A 17,798-nucleotide genomic window follows, 5' to 3' on the forward strand; every position below is an offset into this window, starting at 1 on the left:
CGTGTACATAGCCTGGGCTTTCATAGAACGGTCGATATTCGGGAGCAATGGAAGGCGCTTGGCGTGCACAACTGCCAATGCTCAAAACGATGGCGTCGGCCTGCAGATGTTCGCCGTTATCCATCAACAGCAGGCCACCCTGAGCGTTTGGCTGAGGGATTATCTTGACCACTTCCCCAATCACTTCCTGCAATTGGCAGCCGGGCGCCGCGTTGTCGGATGCCTGTTGCAGCAGCGCCTGCAGGTAATCACCGTAAAGGCGCCGCTCTGCGAAGAGCGCAGGAGTGGCGTCGGGATGGCTGCGTTTTACGTAGTCATAAAAGCTATCGTCTTCACCGGCCAGCGCATTCATCCGGCCTGCCGGCACATTGAGCACATGCGCACGGGCCTGAGTGCTGTATGCGACACCCCGAGCCATGCTGCCCGGCCGGCTGATCAACAGGATTTTCATCGCAGCAACCGGCGGGTGGCGCAACAGGTGCACGGCCAGCGTCGAGCCGCAGAAGCCTGCGCCGATAATCGCGAGGGTCTTGGTATTCATTCCAGCTCCAGTTTCAACGCCGCTCATATTTCAATTGACAAAGTAGTTCTATTGCTCTTTTTGAATCAGAGCCGGTGAGTGTTTGTAGGAACGATCGAGGGTTTGTTGTAAGCGGGATGATGAAGTGGATCGGGTTCGTCATCCAGTACTCAACTTTGGCTATTCAGTGTTCGTTGATATAGATCAGTCGGTATTCACGGTTGAAGTGTCGCGCATTATGCCTGTTGTGTCGTTGACCGGCTGTGAGTGGGGCAGGTTTGGAGCTTGTGGTGCAATGGGTTGCAATCAGCCGTCTGACAAGTTGGGGTGGTGTTGGAACTTGAGCGTGCTGCGGTTGTCGGCCTTGAACTGAAGCTGTCGGCTGATCAAGCAAAAATTGCACAGTGCACGTTAGAGGTGCAACGCCTCATGGTAGAGCGCTTTGGTGGACGTAAGGCGGTCGACCATTGGTCACGCGTAAGATTGATCTTACAGGCCAATACTGTAATAATTCCGACCTTATTGTGGCCTGTATCCTACCTCCCTGCAGGATATGTCGTACGTTCGCATAGGGATATTGTGTCTGTTTTCGCATCGCGTAGCCTTTCCAATGCTCTGCCGAACGATGTTTGCCTGGCAAACGTCGCGGTATTGATGTGCTCATACAATGGTGAAGCTTTCCTTGCGGACCAGCTCGACTCCATTGAACGGCAGAGTCATCGCAATTGGTCCCTGGTCATTTCCGATGACGACTCCAAAGATGGCGCATCCAGGATTTTTCAGGCGTACTGCAATCGTTGGGGTAGCGACCGGTTAAGAGTGGTACCCGGCCCTCAAAAAGGCTTTGTCGCCAATTTTCTCTCGCTTACGTGTCGTGCCGATATCCAGGCAGATTATTTTGCCTGGTGTGATCAGGACGATATCTGGAATGATGAGAAGCTGCAGGTAGCCGTTGAGTGGCTTCAGAGCCAGCCTTCGGATGTACCGGCGCTTTATTGTGGTCGCACGCAGTTGGTCAGTGAATCGGGGGTTGCACTCGGTTTCTCACCACTTTTTTCTCTGCCTCCGCACTTCTCGAATGCGCTCGTTCAAAGCATCGCGGGCGGAAATACTATGGTTTTCAATCAGGCTGCTCGTGAACTCCTCATCGAGGCTGGCCCGGATGTAGTAGTTCCGTCCCATGATTGGTGGGCGTATCAACTCGTTACGGGGGCGGGAGGCGTCGTACGCTACGATCCCAAACCTAGAATGCAGTACCGCCAGCATGATGAAAATCTGATTGGCAGCAACTCCAGCTGGGCAGCACGCCTGGTTCGGCTGCGGATGATCTTTCAAGGACGTTTTTACGAGTGGAACGAACAGAACATTCGTGCCCTCGAAGCTATGGAGCATCGTCTTTGTGAAGAACATCGAACGACGCTTGCGCGCTTTAAAGGTGCACGCAGTCAAACGTTATTTAGACGAGTGCTGGGGTTCTGGTCCGCCGGTTTGTATCGGCAGACGTTCATGGGGAACCTCGGGCTAATTTTTGCAACATTACTGAAAAAGATCTGACTCAATGACTATCTTAGTAACCGGCGGTGCGGGCTTTATCGGTGCAAACTTTGTATTGGACTGGGTAGCTCAGACAGATGAGCCGGTCATTAACCTGGATAAGCTGACGTATGCCGGCAACCTGGAGAACCTCAGCTCGATCGAGGGTGACAAGCGCCATGTGTTCGTACAGGGCGATATCGCCGATACTCAACTGGTCCAGCGCTTGCTCGCAGAGCACCAGCCGCGCGCGATCCTGAACTTCGCTGCCGAGTCGCACGTCGACCGCTCCATTCATGGCCCGGAAGACTTCATCGAGACGAACGTCGTTGGTACCTTCCGTCTGTTGGAAGCAGTGCGTACCTACTGGAAAGGTCTGGATGCCGATGCCCAGCAATCCTTCCGCTTCCTGCATGTTTCGACTGACGAAGTCTACGGCTCCCTGGCCAAGGACGATCCGGCGTTTACCGAAACTCACCAGTACGAGCCAAACAGCCCTTACTCGGCGAGCAAGGCCGCGAGCGACCATTTGGTCCGTGCCTATCACCATACCTATGGTCTGCCGGTGCTGACGACCAATTGCTCGAACAACTATGGTCCTTACCATTTCCCGGAAAAACTGATTCCGCTGATGATCGTCAACGCACTGGCTGGCAAAGCGCTGCCGGTGTACGGCGACGGCCAGCAAATTCGTGACTGGCTGTACGTAAAAGACCACTGCAGCGCCATCCGCCGAGTGCTGGAAGCCGGTACTGTGGGTGAGGTCTATAACGTGGGCGGCTGGAACGAAAAGCCTAACCTCGACATCGTGCACATCGTTTGCGCCTTGCTTGATGAGTTGCGCCCTCGCGCGGATGGCAAACCGTACAACGAACAAATCGCGTACGTGACGGATCGTCCTGGCCACGACCGTCGTTACGCTATCGACGCTCGCAAGCTTGAGCGCGAATTGGGCTGGAAACCGGCGGAAACCTTTGAGACGGGTATTCGCAAAACCGTTCATTGGTACCTGGATAATCAAGACTGGGTGAGCAACATCCAGTCCGGCGCTTACCGTGAATGGGTTGAGAAAAACTACACTGAGCGTTCGGCATGAAGATTCTACTGCTGGGTAAAAATGGTCAGGTCGGCTGGGAACTTCAGCGCAGCCTGGCGCCATTGGGCCAAGTCCTGGCGCTGGATTCCAAAAGCCAGGACTACTGTGGTGACCTGAACGATCTTGAGGGCCTGGCGGCGACCGTGCAGCGGTTTGCGCCTGACGTCATCGTCAACGCGGCGGCTTACACCGCCGTCGACAAGGCCGAAAGTGAGCCCGCCCAGGCACTGCGCGTCAACGCAGAAGCTCCCGCGGTATTGGCAGCCGAGGCCCTCAAGCTCAATGCCTTGTTGGTGCACTATTCCACTGACTATGTGTTCGCTGGCAATGGTGATACGCCTTGGCAGGAGAGCGACTCAGTGGGGCCGCTGAGTGTCTACGGCACTACCAAGCTTCAAGGCGAGCAAGCGATTCAGGACAGCGGTTGCGCACACCTGATTTTCCGCACCAGTTGGGTCTATGCAGCTCGAGGTAATAACTTCGCCAAGACGATGCTGCGCCTGGCCACGGAGCGTGACAGCCTGAACGTGATCGACGATCAATTCGGCACCCCGACCGGTGCTGATCTGTTGGCTGATGTGACGGCGCACAGCATTCGTGCAATGAGGCTTCAACCAGAACTTGGTGGGATTTATCATCTTGCGGCTGGAGGAGAGACTACATGGTGCCGTTACGCGCGCTTTGTGCTTGAACAGGCCCAAGCAGCTGGCGTGGAACTTAAAGTCGCTCCTGCGCAAGTTGGCGCGATAGCGACTGAGGCTTATCCTACTCCCGCCAAACGTCCTAACAACTCCAGATTGAACACCCAAAAACTGCAAAATGCCTTCTCATTGTGCTTGCCAGAATGGCAATCCGGTGTGGCACGGATGCTGATGGAAACACTAGAGAAATGAACATGCTTAAACGTAAAGGGATCATCCTGGCCGGCGGCTCGGGCACGCGTCTTCACCCAGCGACACTGGCTATCTCCAAGCAGCTGTTGCCGGTGTATGACAAGCCAATGATTTACTACCCGCTGACGACACTGATGCTAGCGGGTATTCGCGATATTCTGATCATTTCTACACCGCAGGATACTCCGCGTTTCGAACAGTTGCTGGGCGATGGCAGCAACTGGGGTTTGAACATTTCTTATGCTGTTCAAGCCTCTCCGGATGGTTTGGCCCAAGCGTTCATTATTGGTGAAGATTTTATCGGTAATGACCCATCGGCGTTGGTGCTGGGCGATAACATCTACCATGGGCATCATTTCAACGAACTGTTGCACAGCGCAACGGTACGTCAGGAAGGCGCAAGCGTTTTTGCCTATCACGTGAATGACCCCGAGCGTTATGGAGTCGTAGAGTTTGATCGTGACGGCAAAGCCATCAGCCTTGAAGAAAAGCCGGCTCAGCCCAAGTCAAACTACGCTGTTACCGGCCTGTACTTCTATGATCAGCAAGTTGTAGACATCGCCAAAAGCATCAAGCCATCGCCGCGTGGCGAGCTGGAGATCACTGATCTCAATCGCGTCTACATGGAGCAAGGTGAGCTGTCGGTAGAAATCATGGGCCGCGGTTATGCCTGGCTCGATACCGGTACTCATGACTCATTGCTTGAAGCCAGTCATTTCATTGCAACACTTGAGCACCGCCAGGGTCTCAAGGTGGCCTGCCCTGAAGAGATCGCTTATCGCCAGGGTTGGATCGACGCTGCACAGCTGGAAAAACTGGCTGTTCCGTTGATGAAGAATGGTTACGGTCAATATCTCCAGCGCTTGCTGCGCGAGACTATTTATTGATGCGAGCCACAGGCGCCTGAACTATCAGGCGTTGAACCCAAGGCCCTGATAAGGCCTTGGTTTTTTTTCGGATTCTACCCGCTGGGTATGCCAAACCGATTGACAGCCGTGCGAACGCCGCGACGGGCCATTCAGCATCCGTGCTGTCTCCCCTGTGGTGGTTGCCGACAATCGCGATGCCAGCGGGTAGCAGTCAACGCCACCCAAACAGAAAGTAATGGAGCGCTCGTGAATTCAACTAAATTGGCAATTCCCGAAGTTATTTTGTTCGAACCGAAGGTGTTCGGCGACGAAAGGGGTTTCTTTTTTGAAAGTTTCAACGCTGATCATTTCAAAAAGGCGACAGGGCTCGACATCGAGTTCCTGCAAGACAACCACAGCCGATCAACCAAAAACGTCCTGAGAGGGTTGCACTATCAACTGAACCCCAAGGCGCAGGGCAAGTTGGTGCGCGTTATTGAAGGTGCGGTGTTCGATGTGGCCGTGGACATTCGTGCTGACTCGCCGACCTTCGGGCGCTGGGTGGGTGAAGTTCTGTCGGCCGAGAACAAACGGCAGCTGTGGATTCCCGCGGGTTTTGCGCACGGTTTCCTCACCCTGACCGATACCGCGGAATTCCTCTACAAGACAACCAATTACTACGCACCTGAGTGTGAAGGGTGCATTGCCTGGGATGATCCGGAAATTGGCATCCAAAGGCCTGAGGGCTTTGAGCCACTGTTGTCGAAAAAGGACCAGGAAGGCCGCTTGTTAAAAGACGCCAAAACGTTCTGAGAGTAAGTGACTACAGGGCTGGCGGACTCAAGAGCATGATGTCGAGTGACATCATGCCCAGCTCGACTGGGACAGGTGAGTCTGCTGGCATTAATTAACTTTTTTGGAGTCGGTATGGCCCGGTTTATAAAGAATTTAAAAACGTGGCTATTGGCACCGGCGTATTCGGTTATTCGCAATCGGTCGCTGATTTTTGAGCTAAGCAAGCGCGAAGTTTTAGGACGATACAGAGGAGCAAGCTTCGGTCTCTTTTGGTCGATACTGAGCCCGTTTCTGATGTTGTGTGTCTATGCGTTTGCATTCGGAAGTATTCTCAATAGTCGGTGGCCGCAACCCCCCGGGACTCAAGACAGTTTTGCAATAATTTTGTTTGTGGGCCTGATTGTTCATAGTTTTTTTGCAGAGTCGTTCAATCGAGCGCCTTCGCTTATCACCAGTAACGTCAGTTACGTCAAGAAAGTCATATTTCCTTTGGAAATTCTTCCATGGCCCATGGTGGCGTCTGCGCTGTTTCACACGTTAATGAATGTGATCGTCCTCATCGTTCTGCGGTTGGTGGTGGATCACGCGTTTTCCTGGGGGACGTTGTTACTGCCGTTTGTTCTGTTTCCGCTGACCATCTTGATGCTCGGGGTGGGATGGTTTCTCTCCGCACTTGGCGTCTACCTGCGTGATATCAATCAAATCACAGGCGTCCTGTCAACGGCGTTGCTGTTTACCTCTTCAGCCGTCGTGCCGGCCAGCGCGGTGCCTGAGGAGTATCGTTTTATTTTCGTGTCTAATCCGTTGACATTTATTATTGATCAGGCCCGGATTGTTGCATTGTGGAATGGCATGCCGGATTGGTCGGGGCTCGCTATCTACGCGTTAGCCAGTACTGTATTTGCGCTGATTGGATATACATGGTTTTCGGCGACTCGTAGAGGCTTTGGCGATGTGCTCTGATTTGGCTGTAGTGGTAAGTGATTTAACGAAAGTTTTTCCGGTGTATGAAAAGCCTCACCACAGGCTGTTTCAGATGCTCTCTCCCGCGAGCGAAAAGCATAAGTGGTATAAAGAGTTTCACGCCCTCAAGAACATCAGCTTCGACGTCAAGCGCGGGGAAACGTTCGGGATTGTCGGGCGCAACGGCTCAGGCAAATCCACGTTACTGCAATTAATATGCGGGACACTCTTTCCGACACAGGGCTCTGTTCAGGTCAACGGGCGCATCGCGGCACTGCTGGAGTTGGGTGCTGGCTTCAACCCTGATTTCACCGGTCGTGAAAACGTCTATTTGAACGGTTCCGTGCTGGGACTGAGCAAGGAAGAAATCGATTCGCGTTTTGATACGATTGCGGAATTCGCTGACATCGGCGAATTCATTGAGCAGCCCGTCAAAAGCTACTCAAGTGGCATGTACGTTCGGCTGGCATTTGCGGTGGCCATCAACGTGCAGCCTGACGTGCTGATTGTCGACGAGGCACTGGCGGTCGGAGACGAAGCGTTCCAGCGCAAGTGTTTTGCTCGCATCCAGAATTTAAGAGATTCGGGGTCGACGATTTTGTTTGTCTCACATTCCGCAGGTATCGTAACTGAACTGTGTGATCGTGCCATTCTGCTGGACCAGGGCGAACTGATTGCGCAAGGCGGACCCAAGCTGGTGGTGTCCAAGTATCACAAGCTGATCTACGCGCCGGCCGATTCAGTCGCGCGCTTGCGCGAGGAATTAAAAGCGTCGAGCGAAGAGACCATTTTAACGGACAAGTTTGTGACGGATGCCGACAAGGTCGATACCAAGTTGGTGGCCAGTGCTCGAAACGGGTTGGCAGTTGAAGAAGAGGCATATTACGAAGATGGCATGGTGCCACAGAGCACTATCAGCTATGCCGCCAACGGTGTTCTCATCAATGACGCACACATTGAGACGGTCGACGGGCGCAGGGTCAACGTTCTAAGGGAGGGTGAGGTTTATAACTTCGTTTACGAAGCCAAGTTCACAATGCCCGCCTTTAAAGTTCGATTTGGGATGATGATTAGAACCACCTCCGGCCTTGAGATCGGCGGCGCCGTCAGCTCAACGCCTCGAGAAGCGGTTGAAAGCATCGCAAAAGGCGCGAGTGTAAAGGCGACGTTTGCGTTTACCTGCCAGCTGCTGCCAGCGGTGTATTTTCTGAACGCTGGCGTACTGGCGCATATCGATGGGCAAGAGCAGTTTGCGGCGAGGCTGATAGACGTCGATATGTTCAGGGTTTTGCCCAATCCTGAGCGTTTGTTTACGGGCCTGACCGACCTGGTCTTACCGCCTGAACTGGAACTTTCATTGACTGACACTTCGGGTGCGTGATTATGGCTGATTCCACAGCAATTTTAGTATTAGGCATGCCTCGCAGCGGTACGTCGGCCGTCACACGTGTGCTGAATCTGCACGGTGCCTCGCTCTCAGATAAGTTATTGCCTGCAGCCAAACCGAACCCTAAAGGCTTTTTCGAAAGTGCTGATGCCCTGGCCATTCATGAACGGCTTCTCAAGGCGATGGGGCGTAACTGGTATGACATCGCTGAAATGCCTGAAGGATGGCTGGATCTGCCGCAAACGCTAGAGGCACAGCGCGACCTCAAAGCATTGGTCAAGCGCGACTACTTTGACAAAACGATCTGGGTGATTAAAGAGCCCAGAATGTGCCGGCTCGTGCCGCTGTGGATCAGAGTACTCGAATCACTGGACATCAAGCTTCGTGTGCTGTTGGTCACGCGCCACCCCGAAGAGGTGGTGCGGTCCGTCGCCCGAATGGTAGGCGAGGATCAATGGTCTCCGGAACACACGAAGATCTTGTGGCTTGAGTATTTTTTTGAAGCCGAAAAACACACGCGAGGACTGTCGCGGGCGCTGATCACCTACGACCAATTATTAAATGATTGGGAGTTTCATATCGATCGCATCGCGCATGAGTTGTCGATCCAGTGGCCGATATCTTCAACTGCCGCCAAGCCCCACGTTGACGATTACCTGGGGGCTGAAAATCGCCATCACAGGCATTGTCCGGCTGAAAGGGTGCCGGAGACGGAGTTGTCGCTGGCAGAGAATGTATACATCACGTGCAATGAAATGAAGGGCGACTATTGGTCCGCACTCAAGTCGCTTTACTCGGAATTCTCGGCTGTCTTCGCCTTCTTTCAACGCCCGATGCAGGACCTGATCCACAAGGCTGCGACTGAGCAAGTCAGCATGATGTCTATACAACAGTCCGAATTGGATGAGCTGCGGAATCATCACAACACTGTATTTTTCTCTCAGCAGACTGAGCTGAATGAATTAAGGCGTTACCACAGCGAAGTGTTTTATTCGCAAAAATCAGAGTTGGATACGCTGCGCAGTGAAAGCGAAGCGGCACGCCTGCGCCATCAGTCCGAAGTGGATGAGCTTAGGCGTCAAGGTGAAGAACTGGCGAACACTCATGCCGTCGAACTGAGTGAGCTGAGGAAACAAAAAGAAGCACTGATTTTGACTCACCAGGCTGAGTTGGAAGAACTAACGTTTGCACTTGGGCATGCAAAAGACGAAGTCGCGACCGCGCAGCGTGAAAGGGAGGCATTGACTGCAGCATTGAACAAGCGAACAGGTGAGCTGGACGTGGCAAGGATTGAAGAGAAAAAAGTGAGCAGTGCGTTACTTGAGTTGCAATCAAGCTATGCCACGCTGGTTTCTCTTGCCGGAAGTAAAAAGTGGCTGCTACGACGGCTCTTCACCACTTCCAATAAAAATTAATTGATGAGTTTTAATGGGTGATGTTATGAAGCGTGTTTTATTCTATCTTTTTTATGATGAGCAGGGTCAAGTTGACGATTACGTCACTCATAAATTAAGTGCGCTTAAAGAAAGTATTGATACCATTTTTGTGGTGTCGAACTCCCCGCTGACCAGCGAGTCGAGAGCCAAGCTGGAAGCGGTGGTAGACACTGTTTACGTTCGTGAAAACGTCGGCTTCGATGTATGGGGATACAAGGAGGCCATGGAAGTATTCGGTCTCGAGAAGCTGGAAGAGTATGACGAGTTGATTCTGATGAACTATACGTTCTTCGGACCGATCTTCCCATTTTCTGAAACGTTCGAAAAAATGGACGCACAAGACTGTGATTTTTGGGGCATCACCGCTCACAAAGCCATGGTGCCGAACCCGTTTACGGGTCGCGATGAATTGCCGCTCCATCTCAACTCGCACTGGATAGCAGTGCGCAAGAGTATGTTCACCTCCGAAGAGTTCAAGCAATATTGGCGCAACATGCCGATGATTTACTCTTACGTGGACTCTATTCTTCAGCATGAGTCGAGATTTACAAAGCACTTCAGTGACCGCGGCTTCAGTTTTGACGTTACGTTCCCCCCGGAAGACTACCCAACAGAATACTCGGCCTTCCAAAGCATTGAGTTGATGTTCGAGAACCGCTGCCCGATTCTCAAGCGTCGTCCGTTTTTCCACGACCCGATTTTCCTCGAGCAGAACGCGATGACCCTGCGTGGGGTAATGCGACAGGTTGAGGACAGTGGTTACGACACCTCGCTGATCTGGCAAAACGTAGTACGTAGTACCCAGCCGCGGACACTTCATACAAACGTTGATTTGTTGGAAGTGCTGCCGGAGCACGATGCTGAGATTAAGATTGAAAAATCTCACAAAATCGCTGTGCTCGCGCATTTGTATTATGACGACATGCTCGAAGAGACTATGGAGTATGTAAAAAATATTCCGTACGCGTATGATTTGTATATCACGACCAGTGATGAACAGAAAAAGAAAAATATTGAACTGGCCGTTGTTAAATACAATATCAATAAAGTCTGCGTGCGTGTAGTTGAACAGAATCGTGGTCGGGACATGGGCGCGCTGTTTATGACGCTGCGCGATGTCCTGCTGTCCGACGAATACGACTATCTGTGCAGGATTCACTCTAAAAAGTCCCCGCAAAATGGACATAACATGGCGCTGCTGTTCAAGCAGCATATGTTTGACAATTTGCTCTACACCCCGGGCTATATCAAGAACCTGATCAACCTGTTTGATAAAAACGATACACTGGGCATGGTATTTCCGCCCGTCGTACACATTGCTTATCCTACGCTGGGGCACGCGTGGTTTGAAAACCGTGAACCCGCTACTCAGTGGGCAAAAAAGCTTGGTATTACCACGGCCTTCGATGATGCCACGCCGATAGCGCCCTACGGCACTATGTTTTGGTTTCGGCCAAAAGCCGTCCGGAAAATTGCGAGTTATCCATTCAAATGGTCAGACTTCAATTCGCTCGGTGATCAACAGAGAGTCGGTGGGCATTAACTACACGAAACTTGAATACAAGTTGCAGAAGCTCGCTGCGTTACTGCCGAACGGCAATATTCAGTGGCAGCTTCATTGGTTGGGCATTGCTCGAGACTTGAGCAATCGTATTGATGATCATCGCCGAACAGATAACATATGGATCGAGCCGGTGGAGTGGCTGGATCAATCGCGGGAGTTGCATGACAAGTTGGCGACGTTCATGCCGGGTGCATCTTTCCGTGACAAAATGGGCGCCCTGAATCAGGCTCAGATATTGCAACAAAAGTTTAACTCGATCATGGGCAATGCTGATCTGTCTACGAAGTTGTTGTGGGTTGACCGAGCTAATGTTCCGTTGCGTCAGAGAGTCGTCGGCCGCCTTCGCTCGCTGCTGCGAATGAGTAGAGGCTAGGTGTGCAAGCGGATGGCGACACGAAACGTCGTGTCGCCATCCGAGTTTAAGCGTGGAGAAATGAGTGTTGTTAACATGAATGTGTGTAACGGAATTTAACTGAAAATGCGCAGAGTTGCTTTTTACCTGTTTTATGATAGCGATGGCGTGGTGGACGATTACGTCCTCTACAAGCTTCGCATGCTCCGCGCACAGGTTGAGACTATATTTTTTGTGTCGAATTCTGAAGTGTCTGCGGATTCGCTAGAAAAAATAAAGCCGCTGATTGATGTTTTGCATGTCCGCAAAAATGTCGGATTTGATGTGTGGGCTTACAAAGAGTCTATTGAGGCCTTTGGCTGGAATAATATCCGGCAGTACGATGAGGCGATTTTTTTAAATTATACGTTTTACGGTCCCATCTTTCCGTTCTCTGAACTGTTCGGTCAGATGGAAAGTGCGGACGTTGATTTCTGGGGCGTGTCCGCTCACGCAGAAGTATCGCCTAATCCGTTCACCGGAAACGGAACACTGCCATTTCATATCCAGTCCCATTTTATTGCGGTGCGCAAAAAGCTGATTGAATCGGAGGCGTTTTATAAGTATTGGTCGGAGATGCCGATGATCAATTCTTATGAGGAATCTATTTTAAAGCACGAAGCCAGGTTCACGAAGCACTTCAGTGATCTGGGCTTTCGCTTTCTGGTTCATATAGATCCGCGCAACTATAATACTGCACACCCCGTATTTTCCGAGATAGACCTAACAATCGAGCGTCGCTCGCCTATATTGAAGCGCCGTCCATTCTTTCATGATCCGGCGTACTTGGAGAGTGAAGCAATTGACGTGAAGCGCGCATTGGATCTAGTGCGCGATACGTCCGATTACGACGTCAGTCTTATTTGGAAGAATCTGATACGCACAACGCCCTTGCGCACGCTTTACTCTAATCTGGAACAGCTCAGTGTGCTGTCGGATGTGCATGTCGACGAGCCTCCTGAACACACGGCACCCATCAAAACGGCTGTTATTGCGCATGTTTATTATCTCGACATGCTGGATGAAATGTTTGCCAGTATCAATAATATTCCCGAGCCGTTTTCTTTATATGTGACCACCGATACAGAAGAGAAAAAGCACTGTATCGAACGATTTTTTTTACAGGCCGGTTTTTTGAGTTGTACGGTGTTGGTGTGTGAGTCTAATTTTGGGCGGGATACGTCTGCGCTGCTTATTACTTGCCGTGACATTGTTCTCGGCGGAAATTATGATCTGATTTGTAGGGTGCACAGCAAAAAATCGCCACAGGACGGCTGGTCCAAGGCATCCATGTTCAAGCGCCATCTTTTCGACAATTTACTGGCAAGCCGCGCCTACGTAAAAAATGTATTTAGTCTGTTTGAGAATGAACCATGGGTTGGCGTTGCAATGCCGCCGGTCGTCCATATAGGTTATCCAACATTGGGGCACGGCTGGTTTTCGAATAGAGCACGGGCGGTGACAGTGGCCCGTCAGCTTGGAATTGGTGTTGACCTCGACCATGAAACGCCTATTGCAACCTATGGATCGATGTTCTGGTTCCGCCCAACGGCGCTCAGGAAAATATTTGAGCACCGTTGGACGTGGGCTGATTTTGATGAAAAACACTATGGTGATGGTGACCTTCCGCATGTGCTGGAACGTTTGGTGACCTATTGCGCGCAGGACGCAGGCTATTTGAGTCGGTGCATTTTGACTCCCAAGCAGGCTTCAAAAAACTACGTCAAACTTGAATATAAATTGCAAGCACTTTCAAGCTGCTTCTCCACGGGAAGTCTACGTGAACAAATGCAAGTGGCTAAGGCTGCGCAATTGACAGGTGGTGTTATATTTTCTCTAAAACGATCGCTGTTCTTTCGGTATCCCAGAGTGGCGTTCAGATTGAGAAGGTTATACCGATGGGCCTTGAAAAAAGGCTAGATGTTTGGAAGGTGTCAGACACACTGCTCACCTAATGTGGCTTCAGGGCCGTCGCCAGTTGGAAGTACAAGCATGGTTTTTAGTTCTTACTTATTCATTTTTCTTTTTTTGCCGGTGTTTTTAATCGCCTACAAACTAGTGGGGCACCATTTTAGAAATATTCTAATATTGGTGGCTAGTTTATTCTTTTACTACCTCGGCGATGCCAAGGGGCTGTGGATATTGGTGGCCGCAATCGTCGGAAACTTTTCCATTGGTTATTTGATTGATCGATTCAGAGAGGTGACGGACGGGAAGCAATCAAGCCCCACGGCGAGAGTGCTGCTGATCGTGGGCATGTTCTTTAACTTGTCAGTGTTAGGGTACTTTAAGTACGTGGGTTTTATCACGGAAAATATTAATCTGATCGCTGCCAAGTTGGACCATCCTTCGGCGGTTCCGTTAATATCGGTTGCGTTACCGTTGGGTATCAGCTTTTTCGTGTTCCAGGGTATCAGCTATTTGGTCGATGTTTACCGGGGTACGATTCAGGCGACCAAAAGTTTGTTGATATTTGGTACGTTCAAGTCTTTGTTTCCGCAACTTATCGCCGGGCCGATTGTTCGTTACCGGGATATCGCGTCTGAATTGCCCGATCGCTCGATTAACCCGGATATGGTCGTGGAGGGGATTACTCGATTCGTCATCGGCTTCGGCAAAAAAGTACTGCTGGCGGACACCTTCGCGGTGACGGCCGATGCAATCTTTTCGCTGCCCGCCTCAGAGTTGAATTTCGGAACTGCATGGTTGGGGGCGATCACTTACTCGCTGCAGATTTACTTTGATTTTTCAGCCTACTCGGACATGGCCATCGGCATGGGGTTGATGATGGGGTTCCGCTTTCCGGAAAACTTCAACTATCCGTACAAATCCACGTCGATACGTGATTTTTGGCGCCGTTGGCACATGACGTTGTCTGGTTGGTTTCGTGATTATGTTTACGTGCCGTTGGGCGGCAACCGTTTGGGCTCGGTTCGCACGTACGTGAATTTGATGGCGGTCTTTATTCTCACCGGTTTGTGGCACGGCGCCTCCTGGACATTTGTAGCGTGGGGGCTTTGGCACGGTCTATTCATTGTTATAGAGCGCTTCACGAAGTTCGAGGACCGAGGGATTCCCGTGTTTGTGCGGTGGATCTATACCCTGGCGGTTGTAGTGTTCGGATGGGTGCTGTTTCGCTCCGAGACCTTTGACCACGCGTTTCATATGATTGCCTTGATGCTGAATCTTCGGACAGGGCCAGAAAACTATGTGGTGGCGGAGTACATGAGCACGGCTCTGGGGCTGGCAATCGCCTGTGGCCTGGTTCTCAGTTTTCCACTGTATGCGTGGGTCCGTGGCCGTCTTTCTTCGAATCAGCGACTGGTCGCGGGTGTGTGTGGATTGAGTGTTCTGTTTTTACTGGCGAGCATGAAAGTTCTTTCTGGTGCTTACAGTCCGTTCCTTTACTTTCGGTTTTAATTTATGCGCTCACTATTTACGTCAAGAATAATTATCACTGTTTTTATGCTGGCGCTTTGTGCGCCCGGCATCGCGGTCATCTGCTCGCCGCAATTTATCCCCGCGATGAAGCTGGTGATGAATCACCCAAGCGAATGGCTGAATCAGAGGGACGGGATCCGACGCACGACGCCGCTCTGGAACAAGGCGGTGGAGTGGTATTCAAGTTTTCTGTTTTCCCTGGGCACTACCAATAACCGTGCAATCGCTGTCGTCGGCACAGACGGTTGGGTATTTCTGGGCGACAATTTTAATAACAATATGGCCCAGGCCCTGGGCCGTCGGTACTACAACAGTAACGACTTGGACGCGTGGAATTATTCCATCGGCGGCCAGAAACAGTGGCTGGCCAGTCGCCATATTCCGATGCTTTTCCTGGTGGCGCCCGCAAAGTGGTCGATTTACCCCGATAAGCTCCCGCAGTGGTCGCAGGGCCATGTAGGTCCTCACATCTTCGATCAGCTCCTGGCATTTCCGCAAAAGCTGCCGTTGATTGACCTCAGGCCAGCGTTGCGCGAAGCGCGATCGACGGCAGATACCTATTCGCCATTCAACAGCCACTGGACTGACTTTGGTGCGTGGGCTGCCTGGAAGGAAACCGCACATTCGCTCGGCGCCATGGACCCGAAACTTCAGGGCCTGTATGTACCCGACATCAACGGCGCAGTAGTTAATCCAAATTACGGCAGCGAGTTTTTGGCAATGATCAACTTGCCGAAACCGAACCCCTGGACCATGCCGAATTTAAAACAGCCACTGCCTGACTTTAGTATTTGGTCTGACGATGGCAGCAGCCGCGTGGTGCCTGGGAGTACGCTTACTGGGCTTCTTGATTTGCCGCGCAATACGCGAAATGATTCGGCAACTAACAAACTCAGGGCACTGGTTCTGCGCGACTCGATGGGCGACTCTTTATCCGCTTACTTGCAGTCCGCGTTCTACGAAACTATTCAAGTTCGTCACAATATAGATGATCAACGAAACGCGCCCAACGTTCCCGCACTCGTCGCGAAGTACAAGCCAGATGTGGTGTTGTATGTGATGACCGAGCGTCACCTGGATAATATTCTGACCGACGGTTATATGTGGAACTCTGCCAATGCGTATGACCAGGCTGTTGCAGGAGGGGCGCATGTAGAGGGGTCCAATAATCCTGGCAGTCTGACGGCGCATGGACCGATAGATTTAACAACGCCGGCCACTGTATCATGGTCGGAAAATTCAAAGGGGCAGCGAACGCTTCGGGTAATGTTGACGGCTTCTGCGCCTGGAGCGCTTAAGGTTCAGGTCATGAGTGGTGGTCAGCCCGTTGGTCTTTTTGAGCGATATGCGCAGGGTGAGAACGAACTGTTTTTTAGTTTTCCTGCGGTGATGGATTCCAACAGCATAAGTCTGGTAAATCTGGAAAGTGCAGTTCAGCTGAAACTGAACGCATACTTTATGGCTGTGCAGGAAGCAAAGTAGTTTTTTTGAATTGAATCAGGAGCGTTTTTATGAGCAAAACATGTCTAGTTACCGGCGGTGCGGGCTTCATCGGGTGTGCGCTGTCGCCCCTGTTGGCTGAGACGTTCAGCCGAGTGGTTGCATTCGATAATCTTCACCCTCAGGTCCACCCTACCGCCGAGCGTCCAGCGGCGCTGGACTCGCGTGTAGAGTTTGTCAAAGGCGACGTTACCTCTCCTGAAGACTGGGATGTTGTTTTAAAAGATTTTGCTCCTGACGTAGTCATTCACCTGGCGGCTGAGACAGGTACTGGCCAGTCACTGATGGAAGCGAGCCGCCACGCGCACGTTAACGTAACCGGGACTACTCAGATGCTTGACGCGCTAGTGCGTCATGAAGCACTGCCTAAACGTATCGTGTTGACCTCCAGCCGTGCTGTTTACGGTGAAGGCGCATGGAAGGCCGCTGATGGCTCGCTGGTTTACCCAGGCCAGCGTTCACGTGAGCAACTGGAGCGTGCGGAGTGGGATTTTGAGGGCCTGAAAACGCTGCCTTTCAACTCGCACACTACTCGCCCAGACCCTACCAGCGTGTATGGTTCTACCAAACTTGCGCAAGAGCATATTCTCAGCTCCTGGTGTTTGGCATTGGGTGTAACCCCAGTCATGCTGCGGTTGCAGAATGTGTATGGTCCAGGCCAATCATTGTCCAACCCTTACACCGGCATCGTCTCGCTTTTCGCTCAGATGGCGAAAGATGGCAAAAGCATTCCAGTGTATGAAGACGGTGAAATCATTCGTGACTTCGTATTTATCGACGATGTGGCGAACGCGATCTTCGCAGCGACTTTGCACACTGAAGGCACACGTGAACCTTATGATGTCGGTTCGGGTGAAGCCACCAGCGTCGCCAAGTTGGCTCAGATCATTGCTGATCACTACGGCGCTCCTGCACCTCATATCACTGGGGCGTATCGCCACGGTGACGTTCGTCACGCATCGTGCACGATTGAGGAGAGCAAGCAGGTACTTGAGTGGACTCCAAACGTAATGGTTGGAGAAGGTGTGCGCATTTTGTGCAACTGGATTGACACCGGCAAACGCTAAGACGTCTTGACGTAAAGGGGAGGGTGATCGAGTGATCATCCTCCCCTGTAATATTGAGTACGCTGTGCAGTTGCTATATAACCAAGCGGCGTTAGTTAGTTAGTTAGTTAGTTAGTTAGTTCTGCGTCCAACATATCAATGATGCGCGCAACAGTGGAATCCAGATCTTCTTCCAGTGTATTGACTCTTACGTGTGGATTGACAGGTGATTCATACGCGGAATCAATTCCTGTAAAGTTCTTTATTAATCCTTCCCTGGCTTTTCTATACAAACCTTTGGGGTCGCGTCGTTCACACTCAGTCAGAGGCGTATCGATGAATACTTCAATAAAGTTTTTATCGCCAATGACACTCTTCGCCAGCG

General features: G+C 51.5%; 16 protein-coding genes. 14 read left to right on the forward strand and 2 right to left on the reverse strand.

The genetic code is table 11. The features are described from left to right. Positions 1-541, reverse strand: a 541-nt coding sequence (locus FEM54_RS06410) for an FAD/NAD(P)-binding protein (RefSeq protein ID WP_138450053.1), incomplete at its 3' end; no start/stop codon positions are given. 558 nt (positions 542-1,099) lie between these two features. Here FEM54_RS06410 and FEM54_RS06415 point away from each other — a divergent pair. The 14 genes from FEM54_RS06415 to FEM54_RS06480 all read left to right on the forward strand — a co-directional run bounded on the left by FEM54_RS06415 (position 1,100) and on the right by FEM54_RS06480 (position 17,434). Beyond that, entirely contained in the window at positions 1,100-2,074 is a 975-nt protein-coding gene (locus FEM54_RS06415) for a glycosyltransferase family 2 protein (protein ID WP_138450079.1), read from the forward strand. Positions 2,075-2,078: 4 nt separating this feature from the next. Next, entirely contained in the window at positions 2,079-3,149 is a 1,071-nt protein-coding gene (rfbB, locus tag FEM54_RS06420) for a dTDP-glucose 4,6-dehydratase (protein WP_138450055.1), read from the forward strand. Beyond that, entirely contained in the window at positions 3,146-4,042 is an 897-nt protein-coding gene (rfbD, locus tag FEM54_RS06425; protein ID WP_138450057.1) for a dTDP-4-dehydrorhamnose reductase, read from the forward strand. Before rfbB ends, rfbD begins: the two co-directional genes overlap by 4 nt. Before the next feature lie 2 nt (positions 4,043-4,044). Then, positions 4,045-4,929 carry a glucose-1-phosphate thymidylyltransferase RfbA gene (gene rfbA, locus FEM54_RS06430; protein ID WP_138450058.1) on the forward strand — a complete coding sequence of 295 codons (885 nt, stop codon included), beginning with the start codon at positions 4,045-4,047 and terminating at the stop codon, positions 4,927-4,929. Positions 4,930-5,157: 228 nt separating this feature from the next. Next, the gene (gene rfbC / locus FEM54_RS06435; RefSeq protein WP_138450061.1) at positions 5,158-5,703 is read left to right on the forward strand and encodes a dTDP-4-dehydrorhamnose 3,5-epimerase; all 546 of its coding nucleotides are present in this window, start codon (positions 5,158-5,160) and stop codon (positions 5,701-5,703) included. A 75-nt stretch (positions 5,704-5,778) separates the two neighbouring features. Beyond that, positions 5,779-6,648, forward strand: coding sequence for an ABC transporter permease (locus FEM54_RS06440; protein ID WP_240792717.1), 870 nt, complete (start codon positions 5,779-5,781; stop codon positions 6,646-6,648). A 10-nt stretch (positions 6,649-6,658) separates the two neighbouring features. Beyond that, the gene (locus FEM54_RS06445; RefSeq protein WP_240792718.1) at positions 6,659-8,029 is read left to right on the forward strand and encodes an ABC transporter ATP-binding protein; all 1,371 of its coding nucleotides are present in this window, start codon (positions 6,659-6,661) and stop codon (positions 8,027-8,029) included. 2 nt (positions 8,030-8,031) lie between these two features. Then, complete coding sequence (locus FEM54_RS06450; RefSeq protein ID WP_138450065.1) at positions 8,032-9,450, forward strand: sulfotransferase family protein; 1,419 nt, start codon at positions 8,032-8,034, stop codon at positions 9,448-9,450. 13 nt (positions 9,451-9,463) lie between these two features. Beyond that, positions 9,464-11,014: a rhamnan synthesis F family protein gene (locus FEM54_RS06455; protein ID WP_138450067.1), complete on the forward strand. Its 1,551-nt coding sequence runs from the start codon at positions 9,464-9,466 to the stop codon at positions 11,012-11,014. Further along, complete coding sequence (locus FEM54_RS06460) at positions 11,004-11,408, forward strand: hypothetical protein (RefSeq protein WP_138450069.1); 405 nt, start codon at positions 11,004-11,006, stop codon at positions 11,406-11,408. The genes FEM54_RS06455 and FEM54_RS06460 overlap by 11 nt, the downstream gene beginning before the upstream one ends. Positions 11,409-11,513: 105 nt before the next feature. After that, positions 11,514-13,346: a rhamnan synthesis F family protein gene (locus FEM54_RS06465; RefSeq protein WP_138450071.1), complete on the forward strand. Its 1,833-nt coding sequence runs from the start codon at positions 11,514-11,516 to the stop codon at positions 13,344-13,346. 72 nt (positions 13,347-13,418) lie between these two features. Next, positions 13,419-14,846, forward strand: coding sequence for an MBOAT family O-acyltransferase (locus tag FEM54_RS06470; protein WP_138450073.1), 1,428 nt, complete (start codon positions 13,419-13,421; stop codon positions 14,844-14,846). 3 nt (positions 14,847-14,849) lie between these two features. After that, entirely contained in the window at positions 14,850-16,349 is a 1,500-nt protein-coding gene (locus FEM54_RS06475) for an alginate O-acetyltransferase AlgX-related protein (RefSeq protein ID WP_138450075.1), read from the forward strand. Positions 16,350-16,378: 29 nt separating this feature from the next. Continuing rightward, on the forward strand, positions 16,379-17,434 hold the full coding sequence (locus FEM54_RS06480; RefSeq protein WP_138450076.1) for an NAD-dependent epimerase/dehydratase family protein: 1,056 nt from the start codon (positions 16,379-16,381) through the stop codon (positions 17,432-17,434). A 107-nt stretch (positions 17,435-17,541) separates the two neighbouring features. Here FEM54_RS06480 and FEM54_RS06485 read toward each other — a convergent pair. After that, a partial coding sequence (locus tag FEM54_RS06485; RefSeq protein WP_138450078.1) for an adenylyl-sulfate kinase occupies positions 17,542-17,798 on the reverse strand: 257 nt, incomplete at its 5' end.

Origin of the sequence: Pseudomonas edaphica, from assembly GCF_005863185.1 — a bacterium.
Lineage (GTDB): Bacteria > Pseudomonadota > Gammaproteobacteria > Pseudomonadales > Pseudomonadaceae > Aquipseudomonas > Aquipseudomonas edaphica.

Bases quoted from the DNA above. Each gene is read 5' to 3' on its own strand.
- rfbB (WP_138450055.1), top strand. From the start codon at position 2,079: ATGACTATCTTAGTAACCGGCGGTGCGGGCTTTATCGGTGCAAACTTT.
- rfbD (WP_138450057.1), top strand. From the start codon at position 3,146: ATGAAGATTCTACTGCTGGGTAAAAATGGTCAGGTCGGCTGGGAACTT.
- rfbA (WP_138450058.1), top strand. From the start codon at position 4,045: ATGCTTAAACGTAAAGGGATCATCCTGGCCGGCGGCTCGGGCACGCGT.
- FEM54_RS06450 (WP_138450065.1), top strand. From the start codon at position 8,032: ATGGCTGATTCCACAGCAATTTTAGTATTAGGCATGCCTCGCAGCGGT.
- FEM54_RS06455 (WP_138450067.1), top strand. From the start codon at position 9,464: ATGGGTGATGTTATGAAGCGTGTTTTATTCTATCTTTTTTATGATGAG.
- FEM54_RS06465 (WP_138450071.1), top strand. From the start codon at position 11,514: ATGCGCAGAGTTGCTTTTTACCTGTTTTATGATAGCGATGGCGTGGTG.
- FEM54_RS06470 (WP_138450073.1), top strand. From the start codon at position 13,419: ATGGTTTTTAGTTCTTACTTATTCATTTTTCTTTTTTTGCCGGTGTTT.
- FEM54_RS06475 (WP_138450075.1), top strand. From the start codon at position 14,850: ATGCGCTCACTATTTACGTCAAGAATAATTATCACTGTTTTTATGCTG.
- FEM54_RS06480 (WP_138450076.1), top strand. From the start codon at position 16,379: ATGAGCAAAACATGTCTAGTTACCGGCGGTGCGGGCTTCATCGGGTGT.